The organism is Streptomyces sp. G5(2025), assembly GCF_049542075.1.
In the GTDB taxonomy this organism is placed as follows: domain Bacteria; phylum Actinomycetota; class Actinomycetes; order Streptomycetales; family Streptomycetaceae; genus Streptomyces.
This window is the reverse complement of the sequence record NZ_JBMUZT010000006.1, coordinates 1,315,785-1,338,003: the sequence shown is the minus strand read 5'-3', so window position 1 is coordinate 1,338,003 and position 22,219 is coordinate 1,315,785. Positions and strand designations below refer to the sequence as shown.

Below are 22,219 nucleotides of genomic sequence, written 5' to 3'. Positions count from 1 at the left end.
GCGGCTGCGGGTGTCCTTCACGGGTACCCGCAGCCGTCTGCTTTTCAATGAAGGCAATGATCTCCCCACCAGCGCAAAGGCGTTCTAGGCTCTTCGGTACCGCCGAGTCGCGCAGTGCGGGGACGGGCACCGCACACGCACCGGAGAACCAGCGGTACTTGAGCGCCGTTCCCGAAGGGGAGCGCCGCCGGGCAAGGAGGGCCGCATGACCGTACGGCGAGTAATGGGCATCGAGACGGAGTACGGCATCTCCGTCCCCGGCCACCCCAACGCCAATGCCATGCTCACCTCGTCCCAGATCGTCAACGCCTACGCCGCGGCGATGCACCGGGCGCGACGCGCCCGCTGGGACTTCGAGGAGGAGAACCCGCTGCGGGACGCGCGGGGTTTCGACCTCGCCCGCGAGGCCGCCGACTCCAGCCAGCTGACCGACGAGGACATCGGCCTCGCCAACGTCATCCTGACGAACGGAGCACGCCTCTACGTAGACCACGCGCACCCCGAATACAGCTCACCGGAGATCACCAACCCCCGGGACGCCGTCCTGTGGGACAAGGCCGGCGAGCGCATCATGGCCGAGGCGGCGGACCGGGCGGCCCAGCTCCCCGGCGCCCAGCCGATCCACCTGTACAAGAACAACACCGACAACAAGGGCGCCTCGTACGGCACGCACGAGAACTACCTGATGAAGCGGGAGACCCCCTTCTCGGACATCGTGCGGCACCTGACGCCCTTCTTCGTCTCCCGCCAGGTCGTCACCGGCGCCGGACGCGTCGGCATCGGCCAGGACGGCCACGAGCACGGCTTCCAGCTCAGCCAGCGCGCGGACTACTTCGAGGTCGAGGTGGGCCTGGAGACCACCCTCAAGCGACCCATCATCAACACCCGGGACGAGCCGCACTCCGACGCCGAGAAATACCGCAGGCTGCACGTCATCATCGGCGACGCGAACCTCTCGGAGATCTCCACCTACCTCAAGCTGGGCACCACCTCGCTCGTCCTCGCCATGATCGAGGACGGCTTCATCGCGGTGGACCTCGCCGTGGACCAGCCGGTGCGCACCCTGCACCAGGTCTCCCACGACCCGACGCTCCAGCACCTCGTCACGCTCCGCAGCGGCCGCTCACTGACCGCTGTGCAGCTTCAGATGGAGTACTTCGAGCTCGCCCGCAAGTACGTCGAGGAGCGCTACGGCTCCGACGCCGACGAGCAGACCAAGGACGTCCTGGCCCGCTGGGAGGACGTGCTCAGCCGCCTGGAGAGCGATCCGATGAGCCTCTCCGGAGAACTCGACTGGGTCGCCAAGCGGGAGCTCATGGAGGGCTACCGCCGCCGCGACAGCCTCGACTGGGACGCCGCGCGGCTGCACCTCGTCGACCTCCAGTACGCCGACGTACGGGCCGAGAAGGGGCTGTACAACCGCCTGGTGGCCCGCGGCAAGATGAAACGGCTCCTGGACGAGGCGGACGTGGAGCGGGCCACCACCAAGCCGCCCGAGGACACCCGCGCGTACTTCCGCGGGCGCTGCCTGGAGCAGTACGCGGACGACGTGGCCGCGGCCTCCTGGGACTCGGTCATCTTCGACCTGCCCGGCCGTGACTCTCTGCAACGAGTACCCACCCTGGAGCCCCTGCGCGGCACCAGGAACCACGTCAAGGAGCTCCTGGACCGCTGCCGCTCGGCAGAGGAACTGGTTCGGGTGCTCTCCGGCGGCTGAAAGGTCACCGGCGGGGGAATCACAGAGGTGGGTCCCGCACGTTGAACGAATGCGGGACCTATGTCGGACCCGGCTTGTAGGGTCTGATCAAGAACGTCTAACCGAGCGAGCGGGGTGAGGTAGATGGCGACCAAGGACACCGGCGGCGGACAGCAGAAGGCGACGCGCTCCACCGAGGAGACCGAGGAGCAGGCGCAGGACGCGCAGGCCTCGGAGGACCTCAAGGAGCGCCAGGAGAAGCTGAGCGATGACGTGGACTCCGTGCTGGACGAAATCGATGATGTCTTGGAAGAGAACGCCGAGGATTTCGTGAGGTCGTTCGTTCAGAAGGGTGGACAGTAATTCAGGGTTGTGAACGCGGTGAACAAGAAGTGCTCGCGGTGTCAGCGGGTTCTGCCGGGGAGCGCGTTCGCGGGGAACAAGTCCATGCGTGACGGTCTGCAAGCGTACTGCCGGGAGTGCTCTGCCGAGTACTACCGGCAGCGCCAGGAGGCCAAGGGGAAAGCGGTGCGCGTCAAAGTGCCCGTCCCGCGCGGGCACAAGCGCTGTCCCCAGTGCTGTGAGGTGAAGCCGCATTCCGATGGGGAGCGGAACAAGTCCTCGTCCGATGGCTGGGCCAGCTACTGCAGGGAGTGCCGGGCGGAGCGCAATCGGGTCAGTTACTTCCAGCGCAAGTACGGCCTGACTCCAGCGGAGTTGGAGAAGCTGATTGCTTCTCAGCATGGTGTGTGCTGCATCTGTCTGGCTGCTCCGGCGGAGCATGTGGATCACTGCCACGAGACGGGTAAAGTCCGAGGCGTATTGTGCTTCAGCTGCAACGCGGCGCTGGGGCAGTTCAAGGATCGGCCGGATGCCATACGGCGTGCGGCCGCATATGTGGAAGGAAACGCGTGGAAGCCAACACTCGTAGCACCGGGCGTCTACCAGCTGCCTTCCTGACGCCTGGCTCGTCGTCCTTCATGGATTTCCTGTCCGAGCACCAGCCCGAGTTCCTGCCCGGCAATCGCCAACTGCCGCCCACCAAGGGCGTCATCGAGGCTCCGCACGGCACCACCATCGTGGCCGTGACGTTCCCCGGCGGTGTGGTCCTCGCCGGTGACCGGCGGGCGACGATGGGGAACGTCATCGCGCAGCGGGACATCGAGAAGGTCTTCCCCGCCGATGAGTACTCGGCGGTGGGCATCGCCGGTACGGCGGGCTTGGCCGTCGAGATGGTGAAGCTCTTCCAGCTGGAGCTGGAGCACTTCGAGAAGGTGGAGGGTGCCACGCTCTCCCTGGAGGGCAAGGCGAACCGTCTCTCCACGATGATCCGCGGCAATCTCGGCATGGCCATGCAGGGCCTCGCCGTGGTGCCGCTCTTCGCGGGCTATGACGTGGACCGCGAGAAGGGTCGCATCTTCTCGTACGACGTCACGGGCGGCCGCTCCGAGGAGCACGGGTTCGCGGCGACCGGCTCCGGGTCGGTCTTCGCGCGGGGTGCGATGAAGAAGCTGTACCACGACGGTCTGACCGAGGAGCAGGCGACGACGCTCGTCGTCCAGGCGCTGTACGACGCCGCCGACGACGACTCGGCGACGGGCGGCCCCGACATGGCGCGTCGGATCTTTCCCCTCGTCACCGTCATCTCCGACGAGGGGTTCCGGCGGCTCACGGACGAGGAGTCGTCGGTGATCGCGCGTTCGATCCTGGAGAGGCGGCTGGAGCAGCCGGACGGCCCGCGTGCCGCGCTGCTCTGATCGCTCCGTATTCGCCACTGACTGAAGTTTTTTGACAGAAAGGGACGGATCCGGTGTCGACGCCGTTCTATGTATCACCCCAGCAGCAGATGGCCGACCGGGCGGAGTACGCCCGCAAGGGCATCGCGCGCGGCCGCAGTCTGGTCGTCCTGCAGTATGCCGATGGCATCGTGTTCGTCGGTGAGAACCCGTCCCGTGCGCTGCACAAGTTCAGCGAGATCTACGACCGCATCGGTTTCGCGGCCGCCGGCAAGTACAACGAGTACGAGAACCTCCGGATCGGCGGCGTCCGTTACGCCGATCTGCGGGGTTACACCTACGACCGCGACGACGTGACGGCGCGCGGCCTGGCGAATGTGTACGCGCAGACGCTGGGCAACATCTTCTCCAGCGCGGCCGAGAAGCCGTACGAGGTGGAGCTGGTGGTCGCGGAGGTGGGTGAGACCCGTGAGGGCGACCAGATCTACCGCCTGCCGCATGACGGTTCGATCGTCGATGAGCATGGTTCGCTGGCCGTCGGTGGCAATGCGGAGCAGATCAGCCAGTACCTCGATCAGCACCACAACGACGGCATGACGCTCGCGGAGGCGCTCAAGCTGGCCGTGCGTGCGCTCTCACGTGACACGAACGGCACGGAGCGGGAGATCCCGGCCGAGCGTCTTGAGGTCGCGGTGCTGGACCGGACGCGTCCGCAGCAGCGCAAGTTCAAGCGGATTGTGGGGCGTCAGCTCTCGCGTCTCCTGGACGAGGGCGGTGCGACGGACGCGGCCGGGGACACGGACGAGGACGCCGGGCCCGCACCTCGGTCCGGCGGCGACGTCGAGTAGTCCACCCACGTATAACGCCCCGTGCCCCGACTGAAAGGTCGGGGCACGGGGCGTTCGTGTCATGCGGGCTGGTGGGCGGGGCCTGTCGAGCCGCGGACGATCAGTTCGACGGGGAGCGGGGTGGCTTCGGGGGTGCGGCCCTCGATGACGGCGACCAGGGATTCCATGCCGCGCTCGCCGAAGTGTTCGGCGGGCAGTCGTACCGTGGTCAGTTCGGGTTCGACGGCGGTGGCGAGGGTCATGTCGTCGAAGCCGGTCACCGAGATGTCCTCGGGGACGCGCAGTCCGAGGCGCCGTGCCGCCTTGCAGACGCCGGCGGCGAGGAAGTCGTCGTCGCAGATGACCGCTGTGGGGCGGCGGCCCGGAGCGGCCAGGGCGGCCTCTGCGGCGGCGCGGGCCGCCTCGACGGTCAGGGGGGCCGCCACGCGTCGTACGGCCGCGTCCGTGCCGTGCAGCGCCGTGGCGAGGGCTTCCGCGCGTACGTCGAAGGTCCAGGAGTCGACGGCCGCCGCGAGGTGCAGGAGATCGCGGTGGCCGAGGGCGAGCAGGTGCTCCGTCACCTGGCGCATGCCCTCGGCGAGGTCGAGGTTGACGGTGGCCGCGCCCAGGCTGTGCGCCGGATCGCTGTCGAGCATGACCAGGGGCAGGTCGTCGCCGCGGATGGTGGCGAGCGCGTCCGAGGCCATGGAGGAGGCGAGCACGCCGTCCAGTGAGGCCCGCGCCGATTCGAAGGGGTCACGGGCGGGGCCGGTGCCCTCAGGGGAGGGGTAGAGGAGGACGCCGAAGCCGTGCCGGGCGGCGACGCGGGCGGCTCCGGTGTAGACGTGCGCGAAGAACTCGTTGGTGAGGGCGGGGACGACGAGCAGTGCCGTCCTGGTCCTGCCCAGGCGAAGGTTCCGGGCGGCGAGGTTGGGGCGGTAGCCGAGCTGCCGGGCGGCGGCGCGCACCCGCTCGGCGGTGGGTTCGGCGACCCGGCCGTGCCATTTGTCGCCGAGCACGAGGGAGACGGTGGCCTGCGAGACACCGGCGGCGCGTGCGACGTCGCGGCTCGTGGGGGGCCTGGTGCTCCCGGTTTCCTGCGGTGGCCCGGCCACTGTCACCTCCTTGTCGTGTCCGCGGTCCGCCGGCGCGGTGGACCGGCGGACAGGGCTCATGGTACGTATGACGCTCGACGTTATACGTAAAACCCCGGCCGTGACGGCGTGGGGGAGGGGCAGGACGGCATGGCTGCGGGATACGCGGAGATCCTCCGGACGCGATACGCCACACGGCTGCTCGCCGGCACGCTGGTGGGCCGGCTGCCCAACGCCACGGCCGCGATCGCGATCGTGCTGTTCATCCGGGCCGAGGGCGGCACCTACAGCCTGGCCGGGGCCCTCGCCGCGGTGTACGGCGTGGCCAACGCGGTGGGGCAGCCGCTGCTCGGGCGCCTGGTCGACCTGCACGGCCAGCCGCGCGTGCAGCTGCCCGCGGCCCTGCTCTCCGCCCTCGGCATGACGGCCTTCGCGTTCACCGGCCCCGACCAGCTGCCCCTCGCCTACGCCGCGGTGGGCGCCGCGGGCCTGTTCACCCCGCCCCTGGAAGGCGGCCTGCGGGCCCTGTGGCCGAGCGTCCTCGGCAAGGAGGAGCAGGTCCACACGGCGTACGCCATGGACGCCATCGCCCAGGAAGTCATGTTCACCGTCGGGCCGTTGCTCGTCACGGGGTGCGTGGCCCTGTGGTCGGAGCAGGCGGCGCTGCTCGTCGTGAACGCCGTGGGTGTGCTCGGTGCCCTCTCCGTGGTGGTGTCCGAACCCTCGCGCGCGTGGCGCTCGGCGCCCCGCGAGGCGCACTGGCTCGGCGCCCTGCGCTCGCCGGGGCTCCTCGTGCTCCTCGGGTCGTTCCTCTTCATCGGGATGGCGCTCGGCTCCATCACCGTGGCCGGCGTGTCGTACGCGGACGGGCACGGCGGCGACGCGGTGTACGGCTGGATGATGGCGGCGCTCGGGCTCGGCGCGCTGGTCGGCGGCTCCGTCTACGGCGCGCGGCAGTGGGCCGGCGTGCCGGAGAGGCGCCTCAGCGTCCTGGTGGCCCTGCTCGCCGTCTGTTACCTGCCTTTGATGCTGGTGCCCGGCGCGCTCGCGATGACCGCGCTGTCCGCTCTCGCGGGGGTCTTCCTGGCGCCGTCGCTGGCCTGTGCCTTCATCATCGTCGACCGGCACGCCCCGCGCGGGACCGTCACCGAGGCGTTCTCCTGGCTCGTGACGACGTTCACCGTCGGGGCCTCGCTCGGAACTGCCGCCGCGGGGCCCGTCGTCGAGTGGGGCGGGACCGCGGGGGGATTCGCCGTGCCGGGGCTGGCGGGAGCGGCCGCCCTGCTGGTTTTGCTGGCCACCACTCGGGTACTGGTTCCGGCCCATGAATCAGGGATCGTTGCGGGTTCATCGGAAAATGATCGAAACGGTGCCGTCGAACCCGGTTTCAGTGCCGGGCATCAGGCGTAATGTTCAGTCATGGACCGCCGCATTTTCGGGCTGGAGAACGAGTACGGCGTCACGTGCACGTTCAGGGGACAGCGCCGCCTGTCGCCTGACGAGGTGGCGCGCTACCTCTTCCGCCGTGTTGTGTCATGGGGCCGCAGCAGCAACGTCTTCCTGCGGAACGGCGCCCGCCTCTATCTTGACGTGGGGTCACATCCGGAATACGCCACACCCGAATGTGACAACGTGACCGAGCTGGTCACCCACGACAAAGCAGGCGAGCGCATTCTCGAAGGCCTGCTCGTCGACGCCGAACGCCGCCTGCACGAGGAGGGAATCGCGGGCGACGTCTACCTCTTCAAGAACAACACCGACTCGGCGGGAAACTCCTACGGCTGCCACGAGAACTATCTGGTGGCCCGTCACGGAGAGTTCTCCCGGCTCGCGGACATCCTCATTCCGTTCCTGGTGACCCGGCAGCTGCTGTGCGGCGCCGGCAAGGTGCTACAGACGCCGCGTGGCGCCGTGTACTGCGTCAGCCAGCGAGCCGAGCACATCTGGGAAGGGGTCTCGTCCGCGACCACCCGCTCCCGACCGATCATCAACACCCGCGACGAACCGCACGCGGACGCCGAGCGCTACCGCAGGCTCCACGTCATCGTCGGCGACTCGAACATGTCCGAGACGACCATGCTCCTCAAGGTCGGCGCCACCGACCTGGTGCTGCGCATGATCGAGGCCGGCACGGTCATGCGCGACCTCACCTTGGAGAACCCCATCAGGGCCATCCGCGAGGTCAGCCACGACATCACGGGCCGCCGCAAGGTGCGCCTGGCCAGCGGCCGCGAGGCGTCCGCCCTCGAAGTGCAGCGCGAGTACTACGAGAAGGCGGTGGACTTCGTCGACCGCCGCGGCATCCGCACCGGCACCGTCGAGCAGGTGCTCGAATTGTGGGGCCGTACGCTGGACGCGATCGAGTCCGAGGACCTCGACCGCATCGGCACCGAGATCGACTGGGTCATGAAGTACAAGCTCATCGAGCGGTACCGCGCCAAGAACAACATGACCATGTCGCATCCGCGGGTCGCCCAGATAGACCTCGCCTACCACGACATCCACCGCCGCCGGGGCCTCTACTACCTCCTGGAGAAGAAGGGCCAAGCCGCCCGGATCTGCAACGACTTGAAGATCTTCGAGGGCAAGTCGGTGCCCCCGCAGACCACCCGGGCACGGCTGCGCGGCGACTTCATCCGGCGGGCCCAGGAGCAGCGCCGGGACTTCACGGTCGACTGGGTGCACCTCAAGCTCAATGACCAGGCACAGCGCACCGTGTTGTGCAAGGACCCCTTCCGGTCGGTGGACGACCGGGTGGAGAAGCTCATCGCCGGGATGTGAGCCGGTGGGCCGGTGAGAGCCGTGTGAGGTGAGCGGCGTTGTGGGAACGCAACGCGGGCGCCGTACGTTCCTCGTACGGCGCCCTTCTCACGCCGTAGAGTTGCGCGCACGCCAACCCACAAGATCGACCGATACGAGGCCCCCACCGTGCGCCGACGCTCACTCCTTCTCGCCGTCCCGGCCGGCCTGCTCACGCTGGCAGGCTGTGGTGACGACAAGGCCGACAAGGCCAAGTCCAAGCCCAGCGACAGCCCGACCAACTCCCCGTCGGCCGCGCCGACGGCGAAGATCGTCGCCGGGCCGCTGCCCGAGATCACCAAGGGCACGAAGTTCGGCCAGAAGCCGACCGTCGCCAAGGGCCCCGGCAAGGCGTCCTCCGACCTCGCGGTCAAGACGCTGATCGAGGGCAAGGGCAAGGAGGTCGCCAAGGGCGACTACTTGCAGGCCGACTACCTCGGCCAGATCTGGGCGACGGCGAAGGTCTTCGACAACTCCTACGACCGGGGCAAGCCCTCGGTCTTCCCGATCGGCGTCGGCCAGGTCATCCCGGGCTGGGACCAGGCCCTGGTCGGCAAGAAGCTCGGCAGCCGCGTGGAGCTCGCCATCCCCCCGAAGATGGGGTATGGCACGGAGGGCAACAAGCAGGCCGGCATCAAGGGCTCGGACACTCTCGTGTTCGTCGTCGATCTGGTGGGCACCTTCAACGGCAAGAGCTCGGTGAAGGGCAAGGAAGTCGCCCAGTCCAACAAGGACCTGCCCAAGGTCGGCACGAACACCGACGGCAAGGCCCCCTCGATCGACGTCCCGAAGACCGACGCGCCCGAGAAGCTCGTCGCGTCGTACATCCTGGAGGGCGACGGCGACGAGCTCAAGGAGACCGACGGCGTCCTGTGCCAGTACCGGGGCGTCCTGTGGGCGGACGGCAAGGAGTTCGACTCCTCGTACAAGAACGGTCAGCCCGTCCAGTTCCAGCTCGCGCAGGTCGTCAAGGGCTGGGCGCAGGGGCTGACCGGCAAGAAGGTCGGCAGCCGCGTCCTCGTCGTGGTCCCGCCGAAGCTGGGCTATGGCGAGAAGCCGCCGGAGGGCACCCCCATCAAGAAGGACTCCACGATGGTCTTCTGCGTGGACATCCTGGCGAAGGCGTGACCCCTTCGGGATGTAAGACTGTCCGCGCTGACTTTCCGTACCAAGCAGGAGCATTCCGTGAGCATTGAGAAGCCCGAGGTCGACTTCCCGGGTGGCGAGCCGCCGACCGAGTTGCAGATCAGGGACATCTGGGAGGGCGAAGGCCCGGTCGCCAAGGCGGGCGACTTCGTCAAGGTCCACTACGTGGGCGTCGCCTTCAGCACGGGCGAGGAGTTCGACGCGAGCTGGAACCGCGGCAACCCGCTGGAGTTCCAGCTGGGCGCCGGCCAGGTCATCTCCGGCTGGGACCAGGGCGTGCAGGGCATGAAGGTGGGTGGCCGGCGCGAGCTGATCATCCCCGCGAACCTCGCGTACGGCGACCGCGGCGCCGGTGGCGGCCGCATCGCCCCGGGCGAGACGCTGATCTTCGTCTGCGACCTGGTCTCCGTCTGAGGACGTCGTTGACCTGATCCTTTCGCCAGGGGTCCATGCCTGACCAGGCATGGACCCTCGGCTTTTGCCCGGACACCCCGGGGCGGTACGGTCATCGGTCGGAAGCACAATCTGAACAGCCGAGAAAGGGCGTCGATGGCCATTGCCAAGGCCGAGCGGCTGATGAACCTTGCGCTGTGCCTGCTCGGGACCCGGCGGCCGCTCAGCAAGCGAGAGCTGCGGGAGTCCATCGAGGCCTACCTGGAAGCAGGGTCGGACGACTCCTTCAACCGGATGTTCGAGCGCGACAAGGACGATCTGCGCGAGCTGGGCCTGGTCATCGAGACCGTGGAGAACCTCGACGGCGAGGTCGGCTACCTCGCCCGGCGCGACAGCAACCGCCTGCCGCCCATCACCATCGACGCCGAGGAGGCCGCCGCCCTCGGCCTCGCCGCCAAGGTCTGGCAGCAGGCGCGCCTGGCCGGAGCCGCCAGCGGCGCCCTGCAGAAGCTGCGCGCCGCCGGCCTGCCCGAGGACGCCGACCCGTACGGCGCGCACAGCGCCCTGGAACCTCGCATCCCCGCGCACGAGGCGGCCTTCGAGCCGTTGATGCTCGCCTGCCGCGACCGCCGCCCCGTCGTCTTCGACTACCGCAAGGCCACCGCCGCCCGCCCCGAGCAGCGCCACGTCGAGCCGTGGGCGCTCGAATGCTGGCGCGGCCACTGGTACCTCGCCGGCTGGGACCGGGACCGGGGCGCCGAGCGCGTCTTCCGCCTCTCACGGATCACCGGCAAGGTGCGCGCCCGCGCGGGCAAGTACACCGCCGACGTCCCGGACGTCGTCACCGTCCGCGAGACCGTCGCGAGCTGGGCCGGGGAGAGCGCCGAGCGCACGGCCCGGATCAGGCTGCGTTCGGGTGCGGGCTACCCGCTGCGCGCCAAGGCCGCGTCGGTGCGGGAACTGGGCGAGGGCTGGGACGAGTTGGAGATTCCGTACGGTCACGGTCTTGACGCCTGGCTGGTGGAGTTCGGGCCCGACGTGGTGGTCCTGGAGCCCGCCGAGCTGCGGGCCGACGTCGTGGACCGGCTGCGCGCCGTGGCCAAGGGCTGAGGGGGACGGAAGACCAATGGCCTCGAACGCCATCGACCAGACGCGGCGGATGCTGTCGCTGGTGACCTATCTGCGCGAGCGGCCCGGCGCCCACGTCGGCGACGTCGCCCGCGCCTTCGGCATCACCCCGGACGAGCTGATCTCCGACCTCGACGTGCTGCCCATGTGCGGGACCAGTTTCCGCGGCGGCGACCTGCTCGACATCGACACCGACGGTGACCGCATCTGGTGGCACAACCCCGACGACGTCGCGGCTCCGCTGCGGCTGGCCGCCGACGAGGCGACCGCGCTGCTCGTGGCCGCCCGCGCCGTGGCCACCCTGCCCGGCCTGCGCGAGAGCGACCGCCTCGCCCTGCTGCGCGCCACCGCGAAGCTGGAGACCGCGGCCGGTGAGGCGGCGGGCGCCAGCTCCCGCCTGTCGGTGACCTTCGAGTCCGAGGGCGGCGTCTTCGCCGACGTCGACCGGGCCATCTCCGAGCGCCGCAGGCTCTGGATCCGCTACTACTCGCCCGCGCGCGACGAGGTCACCGAGCGCGAGATCGACCCGATCCGCCTCGTGAGCGTCGGTCACACCTATGTAGAGGCGTGGTGCCGCCGCTCCGAGGCGCGCCGCACCTTCCGCCTGGACCGCGTCGCCGAGATCAAGATCCTCGACGAGCCGTCCGCGCCGCCCGAGGTCGAGCTGCGCGACCTCTCCGAAGGCCTCGTGCAGCCCGCCGCCGAGGACCCCGAGGTCGTCATCGAGGTCGGCCCCGGCGGCCGCTGGGTCGCCGAGTACTACCCCCACGACAGCGCGGAGGAGCTGCCCGACGGCGGCCTGCGGATCACCCTGCGCACCCCCGAACCCGCCTCCCTGCGCCGCCTCGCGCTGCGCCTCGGCAGGGACGGCCGGATCGTCTCCCCGCCCCAGCTCGCGGACAGCGCCCGCCAGGCGGCCCGCGAGGCCCTTGCGGCCTACGACCAGGCCGGCGGCCGGGTGCGGGTTGGTGGCCAAGCGCAGGTCAGCGGGCAGGCGGAGGCCGGTGGCCAGGCACAGGCCGGCGATCGAACGCAGGCCAGCGGCCAGGCGTCTCACCAGCCGCCGTACGGCCAGGCGCCCGACCGCCCCCCGTACGGCCCGGCGTCCGACCGGCCGCCGCACAAGCAGGGCCAGGCCCATGACCGGCAGGAGCAAGGGCGTTGAGTTCACCGACCATGTCCGGGCTGCCGGGAGTGCCGACGCAGCGGACCGCACCCGTTCTCTTCACGGCCGCCTGCACCGAATGCCGCGCCCGCTTCGAGCTCTCCGCGGGAGCGTTGCGCCTGGTGATGGGCGCCAGTCGCCGTACGACCTTCTACTCCTTCACCTGCCCCGAGTGCGGGGCCGCGGTGCGCAAACCCGCGGGTGAGCGCATCGTCGAACTTCTCACCGGCGGCGGGGTGCGGACTCTGCGTCTGCACTCGACCGTCTAGGCTCGGCGCATGTTCTGGGCGATGCTCGCGATCGCGGCGGGCTTCTTGGGTCTCGCCGTCCTCGGCGTCATGGCGGTCAAGGTCTTCGTGGAAGCGCAGCGCCTCGCGCGTCAAGTGACCGAGACCACACGTCAGATCAACCGGGCGGCCGAGGACCTGGAGAAGGCGGCGGCCACAGTGGCCCGTGCGGGACGAGAGGCTCTTTAGCGTTCGCGGCCTGTCGACGCGCCGAGACGTGCGGGTACGCTGCGAACGCGGCCCGGATCGAGGCGCGGGGCCGCACTCGGAGTACGCGCGGGGATTGCCGAGCGTTTACCCCGGGGGGTTACGATCGCTGACAGCGCGGAGATCGGATGTATGTCCGGTCTGCCAAGCCCCAGACTCCTGTCGCCTCGGTGAAGAAGGTAAACAGCTATGGGTAGGCTCGGCCCCACCGAGATCATCCTCATCCTCGTCGTCATCGTCCTGCTGTTCGGAGCCAAGAAGCTGCCGGACATGGCGCGCTCCCTCGGCAAGTCGGCCCGCATCCTCAAGAGCGAGGCCAAGGCGATGAAGTCCGAGAGCAAGGACGACGCCGCCGCTCCGGCCGACCCGCCGAGCGACCCGGTCGTCCAGCCGCGCACGATCCAGGCGGCCCCCGGCGACGTGACCAGCTCGCGCCCGGTCACCGAGCCGACCGACACGACGAAGCGCTGATCCAAGGCCGGCGACGGCCGGCCTGCCGCACGAGATGAGGACGTGGGTTGCTCAAGTCTGCCCGCAAGAAGGAGAAGGACCCCGAGGGACGGATGCCCCTCGCGGAGCACCTTCGCGAGCTCCGCAACCGGCTCGCCAAGGGGCTCCTCGCCATCACGGTCGTGTCGATCGTGGCGGCTTTCTACAGCCAGGACCTCATGGAGTTCCTGGCTGATCCCGTGCCCCGCTGCAAGCCCGGCATGAAGGTGACCGGCGGCCACTGCGCGAAGGTGACGTTCAACGACCTGCTGTCGCCCTTCACCACCACGGTGAAGGTCAGCCTCATGGTCGGCATCATCGTGTCCAGCCCGGTCTGGCTCTACCAGCTGTGGGCGTTCGTCGCCCCGGGCCTGCACAAGCACGAGCGGAAGTACACCTACTGGTTCGTCGCCGCCGCCGTGCCGCTCTTCTTCGGAGGCGCCTGGCTGGCGTACACGATCCTCCCGGTCAGCATGCGTGTCCTGCTCGGCATCACGCCGGACGGGGCCGAGAACCTCCTTCCGATGGACACGATCCTCGACTTCACCGTCAGGATGGTCCTCATCTTCGGCATCTCGTTCGAGCTCCCGCTGCTCCTGGTGATGCTCAACATGACGGGCATGGTCACCGGCCGCCGCATGGCGACCTGGTGGCGCGGCGTGGTCATGGGCGTCTTCATCTTCGGCGCGGTGGCGACCCCGACCACCGACCCGGTCGGCATGATCGCGCTCGCGGGACCGATCGTCGTCCTCTACTTCATGGCCGTCGGCATCTCCCTCCTGAACGACAAGCGCCGCCGTCGCAACGACCCCGACGCCGAGCTCGACGACGACGAGGCCTCCCACATCGACCTCACCCCCGAGGCCGTCGGCGGGATTGAGCCCGTCGCCTCGGCCAAGGCCCTGCCCGAGCAGGCGGGCACCGGCCGGGCCGACCACCGCGTCAACGGTTTCGACGACGTGACGTGACGTGACCTTGTAGGGTCCCCGCCGTGACAAGCGAGATCACCCTCTTCGTCAATCCCACCGCTGGCCGCGGCCGGGGCGCTCACGCGGCGCAGCCGGCCGCCTCCGCGTTACGGGACCGTGGTTTCTCCGTGCGGACGGTCATCGGTGAGGACGCCCCCGATGCGCTGCGACGGGCCCGTGAGGCCGTCGGCGGCGGTACGGGGGCGCTGATAGCCGTCGGCGGCGACGGCATGGTGAGCCTCGCGCTCCAGGCCGTCGCCGGGACGCGCACCCCGCTCGGGGTGATCGCCGTCGGCACCGGCAACGACTTCGCGCGGGCTCTCAGCCTGCCGGTGCGCGAGCCGGGCGCCGCGGGACGGCTCGTGGCCGAGGCGCTCAAGAAGACCCGCACCCGCGACATCGACCTCGGCAGGGTGGGCGGGACCTGGTTCGGGACCGTGCTCGCGTCCGGCTTCGACTCGCGGGTCAACGACCGGGGCAACCGGATGCGGTGGCCCACGGGCCGCTTCAAGTACGACCTGGCGATGGTCGCCGAACTGGCGGCCTTCACGCCCGTCCCGTACCGGATCACACTGGACGGCGGCGACGTCCACGAGACCGAGGCCACGCTGGTCGCCGTCGGCAACGGCTCCTCGTACGGCGGCGGCATGCGGATCTGCGCCGGGGCCGAGCCGGACGACGGGCTCTTCGACATCACCGTGGTGGGGGCGTGCAGCCGCACGACGCTGCTCAAGGTGTTCCCGCGGATCTACAAGGGCACGCACCTCGACCACCCCGCGGTCACCGTCCACCGGGCCACCACGGTCGAGCTGGCCGCGTCCGGGATCACGGGGTACGCGGACGGGGAGCCCCTGGGGGCGCTGCCGCTGACCGCCGAGTGCATGCCGGGGGCCGTGCGGGTCCTGGTCCCCTGAGCGCCCCTGTCCGGGCCCTTGCGCTTCCGGATAATGATCGTCCGTTGTCAGTGGTGCCCGGTAGTCTCGAAAGCACGATGACAGAGGACCTCTCACCGGCCGAGCGGTACGTGGCGGCGCGCAAGCGCGCTGTCGAGCAGGCCACCGCACTCGCGTCCTTCCGCGAAATGTACGAATTCGGCCTCGACCCCTTCCAGATCGAGGCCTGCCAGGCGCTGGAGGCCGGCAAGGGTGTGCTCGTCGCCGCCCCCACCGGTTCGGGCAAGACGATCGTCGGCGAATTCGCCGTGCACCTCGCCCTGCGCCAGGGCAAGAAGTGCTTCTACACCACCCCCATCAAGGCGCTCTCCAACCAGAAGTACACCGACCTCGCCAAGCGGTACGGCGCGGACAAGGTCGGCCTCCTCACCGGCGACAACAGCGTCAACAGCGACGCCCCGGTGGTCGTGATGACCACCGAGGTCCTGCGGAACATGCTGTATTCGGGCTCGCAGTCGCTGCTGAACCTGGGCTATGTGGTCATGGACGAGGTGCACTACCTCTCCGACCGCTTCCGCGGCGCCGTCTGGGAGGAAGTGATCATCCACCTCCAGGAGTCGGTCACGCTGGTCTCCCTCTCGGCCACGGTGTCGAACGCCGAGGAGTTCGGTGACTGGCTCGACACGGTCCGCGGGGACACCGAGGTGATCGTCTCCGAGCACCGGCCCGTGCCGCTCTTCCAGCACGTGCTCGCCGGGCGCCGGATGTACGACCTCTTCGAGGAGGGCGAGGGCCACAAGAAGGCGGTCAACCCCGACCTCACGCGCATGGCGCGCATGGAGGCCAGCCGCTCCTACAACCCACGCGAGCGCCGCAAGGGCAAGATGGTCCGCGAGGCCGACCGCGAGCGTGAGCGGCGCCAGCGGTCCCGGATCTGGACGCCGGGGCGCCCCGAGGTCATCGAGCGGCTCGACGCGGAAGGCCTGCTGCCCGCGATCACGTTCATCTTCAGCCGCGCCGGCTGTGAGGCGGCCGTACAGCAGTGTCTGTACGCGGGCCTTCGGCTGAACGACGACGAGGCCCGGGCGAGGGTCCGCGAGATCGTCGAGGAGCGCACCGGCTCGATCCCGGACGAGGACCTCCACGTCCTTGGCTACTACGAATGGCTGGAGGGCCTGGAGCGCGGCATCGCCGCGCACCACGCGGGCATGCTGCCCACCTTCAAGGAGGTCGTCGAGGAGCTGTTCGTGCACGGCCTGGTCAAGGCCGTCTTCGCCACCGAGACCCTCGCCCTCGGCATCAACATGCCCGCGCGCAGCGTGGTGTTGGAGAAGCTCGTCAAGTGGAACGGCGAGCAGCACGCCGACATCACCCCCGGTGAGTACACCCAGCTGACCGGCCGCGCGGGCCGGCGCGGCATCGACGTCGAGGGCCACGCGGTGGTGCTCTGGCAGCGCGCCATGAGCCCCGAGCACCTGGCCGGACTCGCGGGCACGCGCACGTACCCACTGCGCTCCAGCTTCAAGCCGTCGTACAACATGGCGGTGAACCTGGTCGAGCAGTTCGGGCGGCACCGCTCGCGCGAACTCCTGGAGACGTCCTTCGCGCAGTTCCAGGCCGACAAGTCGGTCGTCGGGATCTCCCGGCAGGTGCAGAGGAACGAGGAGGGCCTGGAGGGCTACAAGGCCTCCATGACCTGCCACTTGGGCGACTTCGAGGAGTATGCCCGGCTGCGGCGCCGGCTCAAGGACCGCGAGACCGAGCTCGCCAAGCAGGGCGCGGCCCAGCGCAGGGCCGCCGCCGCTGCCGCCCTGGAGAGGCTCAAGGCGGGTGATGTCATCCACGTGCCCACGGGGAAGTACGCGGGCCTGGCGCTCGTCCTCGACCCGGGACTGCCCGCCGGACGGGCCAACGGCCACCGCGGCTTCGACCACGTGGACGGCCCGCGGCCGCTCGTGCTGACCGCCGAGCGGCAGGTCAAGCGGCTCGCGTCGATGGACTTCCCGGTGCCCGTCGAGGCCCTGGAGCGGATGCGCATCCCGAAGTCCTTCAACGCCCGCTCGCCGCAGTCCCGCCGCGACCTGGCGTCCGCGCTGCGCACCAAGGCCGGGCACCTGGTGCCGGACCGGCACCGCAGGGGGCGTGCGGCGGCGGCCGACGACCAGGAGATCGCCCGGCTGCGCGCGGAGCTGCGCGCCCACCCGTGCCACGGCTGCGACGAGCGCGAGGACCACGCGCGCTGGGCCGAGCGCCATGACCGCCTCAAGCGCGACACCGCCCAGCTGGAGCGCCGCATCGAGGGGCGTACGAACACCATCGCCCGCACCTTCGACCGCATCGTCGCGCTCCTCGCCGAGTTGGATTACTTGCGGGGCGACGAGGTCACCGAGCACGGCAAGCGGCTCGCCCGGCTCTACGGCGAGCTGGACCTGCTGGCCAGCGAGTGCCTGCGCGCCGGGGTCTGGGAGGGCCTCGCCCCCGGCGAGCTGGCCGCCTGCGTCTCCGCGTTGGTGTACGAGTCGCGGGTCGGTGACGACGCGCTCGCTCCGAAGCTGCCGTCCGGCGCCGCGAAGGCGGCGCTCGGCGAGATGGTGCGGATCTGGGGCCGTCTTGACGCGCTGGAGGAGGAGTTCCGGATCAACCAGGCCGAGGGCGTCGGCCAGCGCGAGCCCGACCTCGGCTTCGCCTGGGCGGCGTACATGTGGGCGAGCGGCAGGGACCTGGACGAGGTGCTCCGCGAGGCGGAGATGCCGGCCGGTGACTTCGTGCGCTGGTGCAAGCAGGTCATCGACGTCCTCGGCCAGATCGCGGCGGCGGCCCCCCGCGAGGGCAGCACGGTCGCGAAGAACGCCCGCAGGGCGGTCGACCAGCTGTTGCGGGGCGTGGTGGCGTACAGCTCGGTGGGCTGACGCGATCCGGTCGGTGGTGTGCTGCTGAAGGGCGTCGACTCCCGAGCCCCGTAAGGGTGTTGGTGCACCATGGCCCTACTGACGTGCTAGTGCGCAGGGGGTCGCTATGACCACGCGCCGGAGACTGCTGGCCGCCGGAGCGATCGCCGTGGCGGGGGCGGAGTTCCCGCCACGGCGCACGCCGACGACTGCGACCACGCCGACGACTGCGTCCACGACTGCGACTGCGTCCACGCCCACGAATGCGACCAGCTGCTCGGCATCGCCATGGAGGGCTTCCCCTCGCCCTTCCCGGTGCGTTTCCTGCGGCTTGTGATCGAGGGCGAGACCGTGCACACGGCGTACGTGGACCTCGCGCCCCGGGGGAGGCCGTCCGGGCGGACGGTTCTGCTGCTGCACGGCAAGAACTTCGACGGCGGGGCGTGGGAGCCCACCGCACGGGCGTTCGCCGCCGCCGGGCACCGCGTCGTGGTGCCCGACCAGATCGGCTTCGGGCGGTCCTCGAAACCGGCCCTGAAGAACTACAGCTTCGAACTGCTCGCGTCGAACACGGTCGCGCTTCTCGACCGTCTTGGCGTCGAACGGGCCGATGTCGCCGGGCACTCCATGGGGGGCTTGCTCGCCGTCCGCTTCGCTCTGCGGCACCCGGCACGCGCCCCCAAACTCGTCCTCGCCAACCCGGTCGGCCTGGAGGACTACCGCGACCTGGTCCCGGCGCTGCCGACCGAGCGGCTGTTCGCCGACGAACTGGCCAACACCGACCTCGCCGCGATCCGCGCCGTCTGCCGCGCGTATGTGGTGCGTTGGCGCCCGGCGTACGAACGCAACGTCGAGATCCGCCACCGGATCACCCTCGGCGCCGAGTACCCGCGCTGGGCCATGGCCTCCGCCCTCACCTACCCAATGGCGTACCACCAGCCGGTGGTGGCCGACCTGCGGCAGCTGCGGCTTCCCGTGCTGCTCGTCATCGGGCAGCACGACCGTACCGCCATCGGCAAGCCGTACGCGCGTTTCGAGCGGCAAGTGCTGGCTTTCCTGCGCTAGGAGCGGGGAGGCGGCACACCTGGCGGGGGAGGGGGCTCTCCGGGCCGCACGCCGTTCGAAAGCGTCACGCCACGTGTTCGAATGATCGCCAGGCGTGTAAATGGGCGAGTGTATTCCTGTCGACCGGGCCCGTGCAGGGGGTTGCCGAATATGACTCGGCGATGTTTGCGGCGGACTAAGCTCGCCCGGAGCGCGGCGAGTTGAAGTGACTTGCGACGATATTCGCGCGTTTGTTCTCAAATCTTTCGATAGTTCGTTTTTGCTCCCCCCTTCCCCGAGTTCCCCAAGACGACTGTTCAGAGGGCATACATGGTGAGTGTTCAATCGCCTCCCGGTGGCCGAGAAGTCCCTTACACGCGCGTGCTGTTGCTGCCCGCCATGCTCATGGCGGCGGCGACCGGAGCCGCGGTCGCGGCGGTGACGGAGCCGGCCCGGCCCGCGGTCGGCTGGTGCGGCGCCGTCGCGACGCTCCTGGTCATCGTGGTCGGCGCCGAAGCCGTGCGGCGCGGCCGGACCATCAGGGCCCAGCGCGCACAGTACGCGGAGCGGCTCGCCCACCTCGAAGGGCGCATCGCATCCCACGACGCCGAGACGGTCCGGCTGGGCCGGGACATCCTGCCCGACGCGCTGTGGCGGCTGCGGCAGGGCGAAGGGGCCGTGGAGGTGATCCGCAACGTCGTCGACAAGAGCGAGGAGTACCGCGATCTTTCCGGCCCCCAGCGGGTGTTGCTCCGGTCGATCCTCAAAATCCTGGAGGAGGAGGAGACGAGGCGCGACTCCGCGCAGCGCTCCTTCGTGAACATCGCCCGGCGCGTCCAGTCGATCGTCCACCAGCAGGCCGCGGAGCTGCGAGAGATGGAGGAGTTCCACGGCCGCAACCCCGAGGTCTTCGACGACCTGCTGCGCATCGACCACGGCACCGCGCTGATCGGCCGTCTCGCCGACTCCATCACGGTCCTCGGTGGCGCCCGGCCCGGCCGCCAATGGCCCAACCCCGTACCGCTGTTCAGCGTATTGCGCGGCGCGATGTCCCGGATCCTCGACTACCCGCGCGTCAACCTGCACTCGATCGCCGACGTCGCGATCAGGGGCATCTCCGTCGAGCCGCTCATCCACGCCTGTGCCGAGCTCCTCGACAACGCCACCCGCTACTCGCCGCCCCACACCAAGGTGCATGTCACCGCCGTCGAGGTCCAGACCGGCATCGCCGTCGAGATCGAGGACGGCGGCGTCAGCCTCAGCGAGGAGGCCCGGGCCCGTGCCGAGCGCTTGCTGGCGCAGGCCCGGGCGGGCGTCGACCTCAACGACCTCGGGGACACGCCGCGCCTCGGTATGGCCGTCGTCGGCCGCCTCTCGAAGATGTACAACATGCAGATCGCCCTGCGGCAGTCCGCGTACGGCGGCGTCCGCGCGGTGCTCATCGTGCCGCGCGAGATGATGACCACCGGGCCGGCCCCGGCCTCGCCCACGGCATCGGCGCCTCCGCCGTGCCCCGCGTGGACAACGCCGGACGCCTCATCGAGGAGCCCGCCCGCAACATCCGCCGCAAGAAGCCCCGCGTCGTCACCGCGGGACCCCCGCTGCGCTCCCAGCGCGCCGCGGTCATGGGGAACGAGATCCCCGAGGTCACCGAGTGGACCGAGAACGGTCTGCCGCAGCGCCGCAGCCGCGTCACGATGTCCCTCAAGGAGCGGTACGCCCAGGCGGCCGAGGCCGAGCGGATCGCCCAGGCGCACGCCGCCGCGACCGCGCCGCCCCCGGCGCCCAAGAAGCAGACGACCGAACCGGGCCTGTGGGTCGAGGCGTTCATGAAGGGCGTCAAGGGTGACGGCGCGGGTGACGCCGATCCCTCCGCCCCGCAAGGAACCACCCCGTCGCAGGGAACGACGCCCCCGCAGGGAACCACCCCTCCGCAGGGAACCACCAAGAACAACCACGGCAACGCCGACGAGGGGGGCTGGCAGTGATCCAGCAGCGCGCCAATTTCGACTGGATGCTGAAGGAACTCGCCGACGGGGTGCCGCAGACGCGGCAGATCGTGGTGCTCTCCGCCGACGGACTGCGTATCGCGCGCTACGGCGGCGACCCGGACGCCGCCGACCGCATCGCAGCGGCCTGCGCCGGTCTGCAGAGCCTCGCCACCGCCGTGGCCACGGAGATCCCGCACAGCGACGGCGGAATGAAGATGGTCATCATCGAGATCGACGGCGGCTACTTCTACATGATGGCCGCGGGCGCCGGCGCCTATCTGGCGGTGCTCGCCGACGTGACCGTCGACGCGGGCCTCGTCGCCGCCCGGATGCGCGACCTCGTCGTACGCATCGGAGCACATCTGACGAGCCCGCCCCGGCGTGACGGGCAGGCCGTATGACTCCTCCGCAAGGCCCGTCGCCCGGCCCTTCGAACGGGGACCTGCCGTCCCGGCGGGACGCATCCGCCCGGGATGCGCCCGCCCGGGACGCGCCCGACCCCGACGCCCCTCCCCAGCGCGAGCGACGCAGCCCCGACAACCCCGAGCGGCTGTACATCCTGACGGGCGAGGACTCCGAGCGGGCGCCCCTCGACCTCGTCACGCTGATCGTGGCCAACGGCGAGGCGTCGCCCACGGCACAGCCGGAGCACTCGGCGGTGCTCCGGCTGTGCGCGACGCCGCTCTCCGTCGCGGAACTCTCCGCGTACATGGCGCTGCCGTTCAGTGTGGTGACCGTGGTCCTGACCGAGTTGCTCGCGGCCGAACTGGTTCAGGCGCGTGCCCCCATCGTCCGCTCCGCGATCCCCGACCGATCCCTTCTCGAAGCGGTGATGCATGGACTTCAGAAGCTCTAAGAGCACCGACACGATCACCGGCCCCCGCAGCGAGGACGTCCTGCCGCACACGGCCACGGCCGCCGTGAAGGTCGTCATCGTCGGCGGGTTCGGGGTCGGCAAGACGACGATGGTCGGCTCGGTCAGCGAGATCCGTCCGCTGACGACCGAGGAGACGATGACCGAGGCGGGCATCGGCGTCGACGACAACTACGGATCGGAGTCCAAGACGGCCACCACCGTGGCCATGGACTTCGGCCGCATCAGCATCTCCGAGGAACTGGTGCTCTACCTCTTCGGCACCCCCGGCCAGGAGCGCTTCTGGTTCCTGTGGAACGGCCTCTTCGAAGGAGCGCTCGGGGCGGTCGTGCTCATCGACACCCGCCGCCTGGAGGTCAGCTTCGACGTGATCGGGCGCCTTGAGGAGCGCGGCGTGCCGTTCGTCATCGCCGTCAACGACTTTCCCGACGCGCCGCATCACCCGGTCGAGACGCTGCGCAGGGCGCTGGATCTGGAACCCGGAGTGCCGATCCTGGCCTGCGACGCCCGCCGCAGGGAGTCCAGCCGGGACGTCCTGATGACCCTGATGCGCTACCTCCACTCCCTGGCCGTGGCCCGCGCCTGAGCCGCCTG

General features: G+C 70.0%; 23 protein-coding genes and 1 pseudogene. 23 read left to right on the top strand and 1 reads right to left on the bottom strand.

Translation table 11 applies throughout. The annotated features are described in order from the left end of the window. Positions 1-205: 205 nt before the first annotated feature. The 5 genes from dop to prcA all read left to right on the top strand — a co-directional run bounded on the left by dop (position 206) and on the right by prcA (position 4,280). A complete protein-coding gene (dop, locus tag ACOBQB_RS16910; protein WP_423592665.1) occupies positions 206-1,717 on the top strand; it encodes a depupylase/deamidase Dop in 1,512 nt (503 codons plus the stop codon). Between the two features lie 123 nt (positions 1,718-1,840). After that, a complete protein-coding gene (locus ACOBQB_RS16905) occupies positions 1,841-2,059 on the top strand; it encodes a ubiquitin-like protein Pup (RefSeq protein WP_030782898.1) in 219 nt (72 codons plus the stop codon). 84 nt (positions 2,060-2,143) lie between these two features. Further along, positions 2,144-2,656 carry an endonuclease VII domain-containing protein gene (locus ACOBQB_RS16900; protein WP_423592663.1) on the top strand — a complete coding sequence of 171 codons (513 nt, stop codon included), beginning with the start codon at positions 2,144-2,146 and terminating at the stop codon, positions 2,654-2,656. Continuing rightward, positions 2,608-3,453 (top strand): proteasome subunit beta, encoded by an 846-nt coding sequence (gene prcB / locus ACOBQB_RS16895; protein WP_423592661.1) that lies wholly within the window; start codon positions 2,608-2,610, stop codon positions 3,451-3,453. Before ACOBQB_RS16900 ends, prcB begins: the two co-directional genes overlap by 49 nt. 53 nt (positions 3,454-3,506) lie before the next feature. Next, the gene (gene prcA / locus ACOBQB_RS16890) at positions 3,507-4,280 is read left to right on the top strand and encodes a proteasome subunit alpha (RefSeq protein WP_423592660.1); all 774 of its coding nucleotides are present in this window, start codon (positions 3,507-3,509) and stop codon (positions 4,278-4,280) included. Positions 4,281-4,339: 59 nt separating this feature from the next. Here the strand turns inward: prcA and ACOBQB_RS16885 are convergent, their stop codons facing one another. Further along, the gene (locus tag ACOBQB_RS16885) at positions 4,340-5,434 is read right to left on the bottom strand and encodes a LacI family DNA-binding transcriptional regulator (protein ID WP_423592659.1); all 1,095 of its coding nucleotides are present in this window, start codon (positions 5,432-5,434) and stop codon (positions 4,340-4,342) included. Between the two features lie 69 nt (positions 5,435-5,503). Here ACOBQB_RS16885 and ACOBQB_RS16880 point away from each other — a divergent pair, with 69 nt between their 5' ends. The 18 genes and pseudogenes from ACOBQB_RS16880 to ACOBQB_RS16795 all read left to right on the top strand — a co-directional run bounded on the left by ACOBQB_RS16880 (position 5,504) and on the right by ACOBQB_RS16795 (position 22,211). Then, positions 5,504-6,763 carry an MFS transporter gene (locus ACOBQB_RS16880; RefSeq protein ID WP_423592658.1) on the top strand — a complete coding sequence of 420 codons (1,260 nt, stop codon included), beginning with the start codon at positions 5,504-5,506 and terminating at the stop codon, positions 6,761-6,763. A gap of 9 nt (positions 6,764-6,772) precedes the next feature. Then, positions 6,773-8,134 carry a Pup--protein ligase gene (gene pafA, locus ACOBQB_RS16875; protein ID WP_055567245.1) on the top strand — a complete coding sequence of 454 codons (1,362 nt, stop codon included), beginning with the start codon at positions 6,773-6,775 and terminating at the stop codon, positions 8,132-8,134. 147 nt (positions 8,135-8,281) lie between these two features. After that, on the top strand, positions 8,282-9,280 hold the full coding sequence (locus ACOBQB_RS16870; RefSeq protein ID WP_423592657.1) for an FKBP-type peptidyl-prolyl cis-trans isomerase: 999 nt from the start codon (positions 8,282-8,284) through the stop codon (positions 9,278-9,280). Positions 9,281-9,337: 57 nt separating this feature from the next. Further along, positions 9,338-9,712, top strand: a complete 375-nt coding sequence (locus ACOBQB_RS16865; RefSeq protein ID WP_423592655.1) for an FKBP-type peptidyl-prolyl cis-trans isomerase — start codon at positions 9,338-9,340, stop codon at positions 9,710-9,712. A 135-nt stretch (positions 9,713-9,847) separates the two neighbouring features. After that, positions 9,848-10,801 carry a helix-turn-helix transcriptional regulator gene (locus tag ACOBQB_RS16860; protein WP_423592653.1) on the top strand — a complete coding sequence of 318 codons (954 nt, stop codon included), beginning with the start codon at positions 9,848-9,850 and terminating at the stop codon, positions 10,799-10,801. Between the two features lie 16 nt (positions 10,802-10,817). Then, positions 10,818-11,984 carry a WYL domain-containing protein gene (locus ACOBQB_RS16855; RefSeq protein WP_423592651.1) on the top strand — a complete coding sequence of 389 codons (1,167 nt, stop codon included), beginning with the start codon at positions 10,818-10,820 and terminating at the stop codon, positions 11,982-11,984. 11 nt (positions 11,985-11,995) lie between these two features. Then, complete coding sequence (locus ACOBQB_RS16850; RefSeq protein WP_423598536.1) at positions 11,996-12,253, top strand: hypothetical protein; 258 nt, start codon at positions 11,996-11,998, stop codon at positions 12,251-12,253. A 9-nt stretch (positions 12,254-12,262) separates the two neighbouring features. Further along, the gene (locus tag ACOBQB_RS16845) at positions 12,263-12,460 is read left to right on the top strand and encodes a hypothetical protein (RefSeq protein ID WP_423592649.1); all 198 of its coding nucleotides are present in this window, start codon (positions 12,263-12,265) and stop codon (positions 12,458-12,460) included. 207 nt (positions 12,461-12,667) lie between these two features. Beyond that, positions 12,668-12,949, top strand: a complete 282-nt coding sequence (tatA, locus tag ACOBQB_RS16840) for a Sec-independent protein translocase subunit TatA (protein WP_423592648.1) — start codon at positions 12,668-12,670, stop codon at positions 12,947-12,949. Positions 12,950-13,041: 92 nt separating this feature from the next. Then, positions 13,042-13,935, top strand: a complete 894-nt coding sequence (gene tatC, locus ACOBQB_RS16835) for a twin-arginine translocase subunit TatC (RefSeq protein WP_423598534.1) — start codon at positions 13,042-13,044, stop codon at positions 13,933-13,935. 23 nt (positions 13,936-13,958) lie between these two features. After that, positions 13,959-14,849: a diacylglycerol kinase gene (locus ACOBQB_RS16830; protein WP_423592647.1), complete on the top strand. Its 891-nt coding sequence runs from the start codon at positions 13,959-13,961 to the stop codon at positions 14,847-14,849. Positions 14,850-14,926: 77 nt separating this feature from the next. Next, entirely contained in the window at positions 14,927-17,737 is a 2,811-nt protein-coding gene (locus ACOBQB_RS16825) for a DEAD/DEAH box helicase (RefSeq protein WP_423592646.1), read from the top strand. 267 nt (positions 17,738-18,004) lie between these two features. Further along, positions 18,005-18,781: an alpha/beta fold hydrolase gene (locus ACOBQB_RS16820; RefSeq protein WP_423592645.1), complete on the top strand. Its 777-nt coding sequence runs from the start codon at positions 18,005-18,007 to the stop codon at positions 18,779-18,781. Positions 18,782-19,090: 309 nt separating this feature from the next. Next, positions 19,091-20,269 (top strand): annotated as a pseudogene (locus ACOBQB_RS16815) (ATP-binding protein); the annotation flags it as partial. Positions 20,270-20,589: 320 nt separating this feature from the next. Next, positions 20,590-20,748, top strand: coding sequence for a hypothetical protein (locus ACOBQB_RS16810; protein ID WP_423599012.1), 159 nt, complete (start codon positions 20,590-20,592; stop codon positions 20,746-20,748). Further along, a complete protein-coding gene (locus ACOBQB_RS16805; RefSeq protein WP_230899840.1) occupies positions 20,745-21,152 on the top strand; it encodes a roadblock/LC7 domain-containing protein in 408 nt (135 codons plus the stop codon). The genes ACOBQB_RS16810 and ACOBQB_RS16805 overlap by 4 nt, the downstream gene beginning before the upstream one ends. After that, complete coding sequence (locus ACOBQB_RS16800) at positions 21,149-21,607, top strand: DUF742 domain-containing protein (RefSeq protein WP_423592643.1); 459 nt, start codon at positions 21,149-21,151, stop codon at positions 21,605-21,607. The genes ACOBQB_RS16805 and ACOBQB_RS16800 overlap by 4 nt, the downstream gene beginning before the upstream one ends. Continuing rightward, on the top strand, positions 21,588-22,211 hold the full coding sequence (locus ACOBQB_RS16795; protein WP_423592642.1) for a GTP-binding protein: 624 nt from the start codon (positions 21,588-21,590) through the stop codon (positions 22,209-22,211). The genes ACOBQB_RS16800 and ACOBQB_RS16795 overlap by 20 nt, the downstream gene beginning before the upstream one ends. Positions 22,212-22,219: the final 8 nt, after the last annotated feature.

What these genes read in the sequence shown, in the direction of transcription:
- dop (WP_423592665.1), top strand. Translation starts at nt 206, where the DNA reads ATGACCGTACGGCGAGTAATGGGCATCGAGACGGAGTACGGCATCTCC.
- ACOBQB_RS16905 (WP_030782898.1), top strand. Translation starts at nt 1,841, where the DNA reads ATGGCGACCAAGGACACCGGCGGCGGACAGCAGAAGGCGACGCGCTCC.
- ACOBQB_RS16900 (WP_423592663.1), top strand. Translation starts at nt 2,144, where the DNA reads ATGCGTGACGGTCTGCAAGCGTACTGCCGGGAGTGCTCTGCCGAGTAC.
- ACOBQB_RS16885 (WP_423592659.1), bottom strand. Translation starts at nt 5,434, where the DNA reads ATGAGCCCTGTCCGCCGGTCCACCGCGCCGGCGGACCGCGGACACGAC.
- ACOBQB_RS16880 (WP_423592658.1), top strand. Translation starts at nt 5,504, where the DNA reads ATGGCTGCGGGATACGCGGAGATCCTCCGGACGCGATACGCCACACGG.
- pafA (WP_055567245.1), top strand. Translation starts at nt 6,773, where the DNA reads ATGGACCGCCGCATTTTCGGGCTGGAGAACGAGTACGGCGTCACGTGC.
- ACOBQB_RS16860 (WP_423592653.1), top strand. Translation starts at nt 9,848, where the DNA reads ATGGCCATTGCCAAGGCCGAGCGGCTGATGAACCTTGCGCTGTGCCTG.
- ACOBQB_RS16855 (WP_423592651.1), top strand. Translation starts at nt 10,818, where the DNA reads ATGGCCTCGAACGCCATCGACCAGACGCGGCGGATGCTGTCGCTGGTG.
- ACOBQB_RS16850 (WP_423598536.1), top strand. Translation starts at nt 11,996, where the DNA reads ATGTCCGGGCTGCCGGGAGTGCCGACGCAGCGGACCGCACCCGTTCTC.
- ACOBQB_RS16845 (WP_423592649.1), top strand. Translation starts at nt 12,263, where the DNA reads ATGTTCTGGGCGATGCTCGCGATCGCGGCGGGCTTCTTGGGTCTCGCC.
- tatA (WP_423592648.1), top strand. Translation starts at nt 12,668, where the DNA reads ATGGGTAGGCTCGGCCCCACCGAGATCATCCTCATCCTCGTCGTCATC.
- tatC (WP_423598534.1), top strand. Translation starts at nt 13,042, where the DNA reads ATGCCCCTCGCGGAGCACCTTCGCGAGCTCCGCAACCGGCTCGCCAAG.
- ACOBQB_RS16825 (WP_423592646.1), top strand. Translation starts at nt 14,927, where the DNA reads ATGACAGAGGACCTCTCACCGGCCGAGCGGTACGTGGCGGCGCGCAAG.
- ACOBQB_RS16820 (WP_423592645.1), top strand. Translation starts at nt 18,005, where the DNA reads ATGGAGGGCTTCCCCTCGCCCTTCCCGGTGCGTTTCCTGCGGCTTGTG.
- ACOBQB_RS16810 (WP_423599012.1), top strand. Translation starts at nt 20,590, where the DNA reads ATGAAGGGCGTCAAGGGTGACGGCGCGGGTGACGCCGATCCCTCCGCC.
- ACOBQB_RS16800 (WP_423592643.1), top strand. Translation starts at nt 21,149, where the DNA reads ATGACTCCTCCGCAAGGCCCGTCGCCCGGCCCTTCGAACGGGGACCTG.
- ACOBQB_RS16795 (WP_423592642.1), top strand. Translation starts at nt 21,588, where the DNA reads ATGGACTTCAGAAGCTCTAAGAGCACCGACACGATCACCGGCCCCCGC.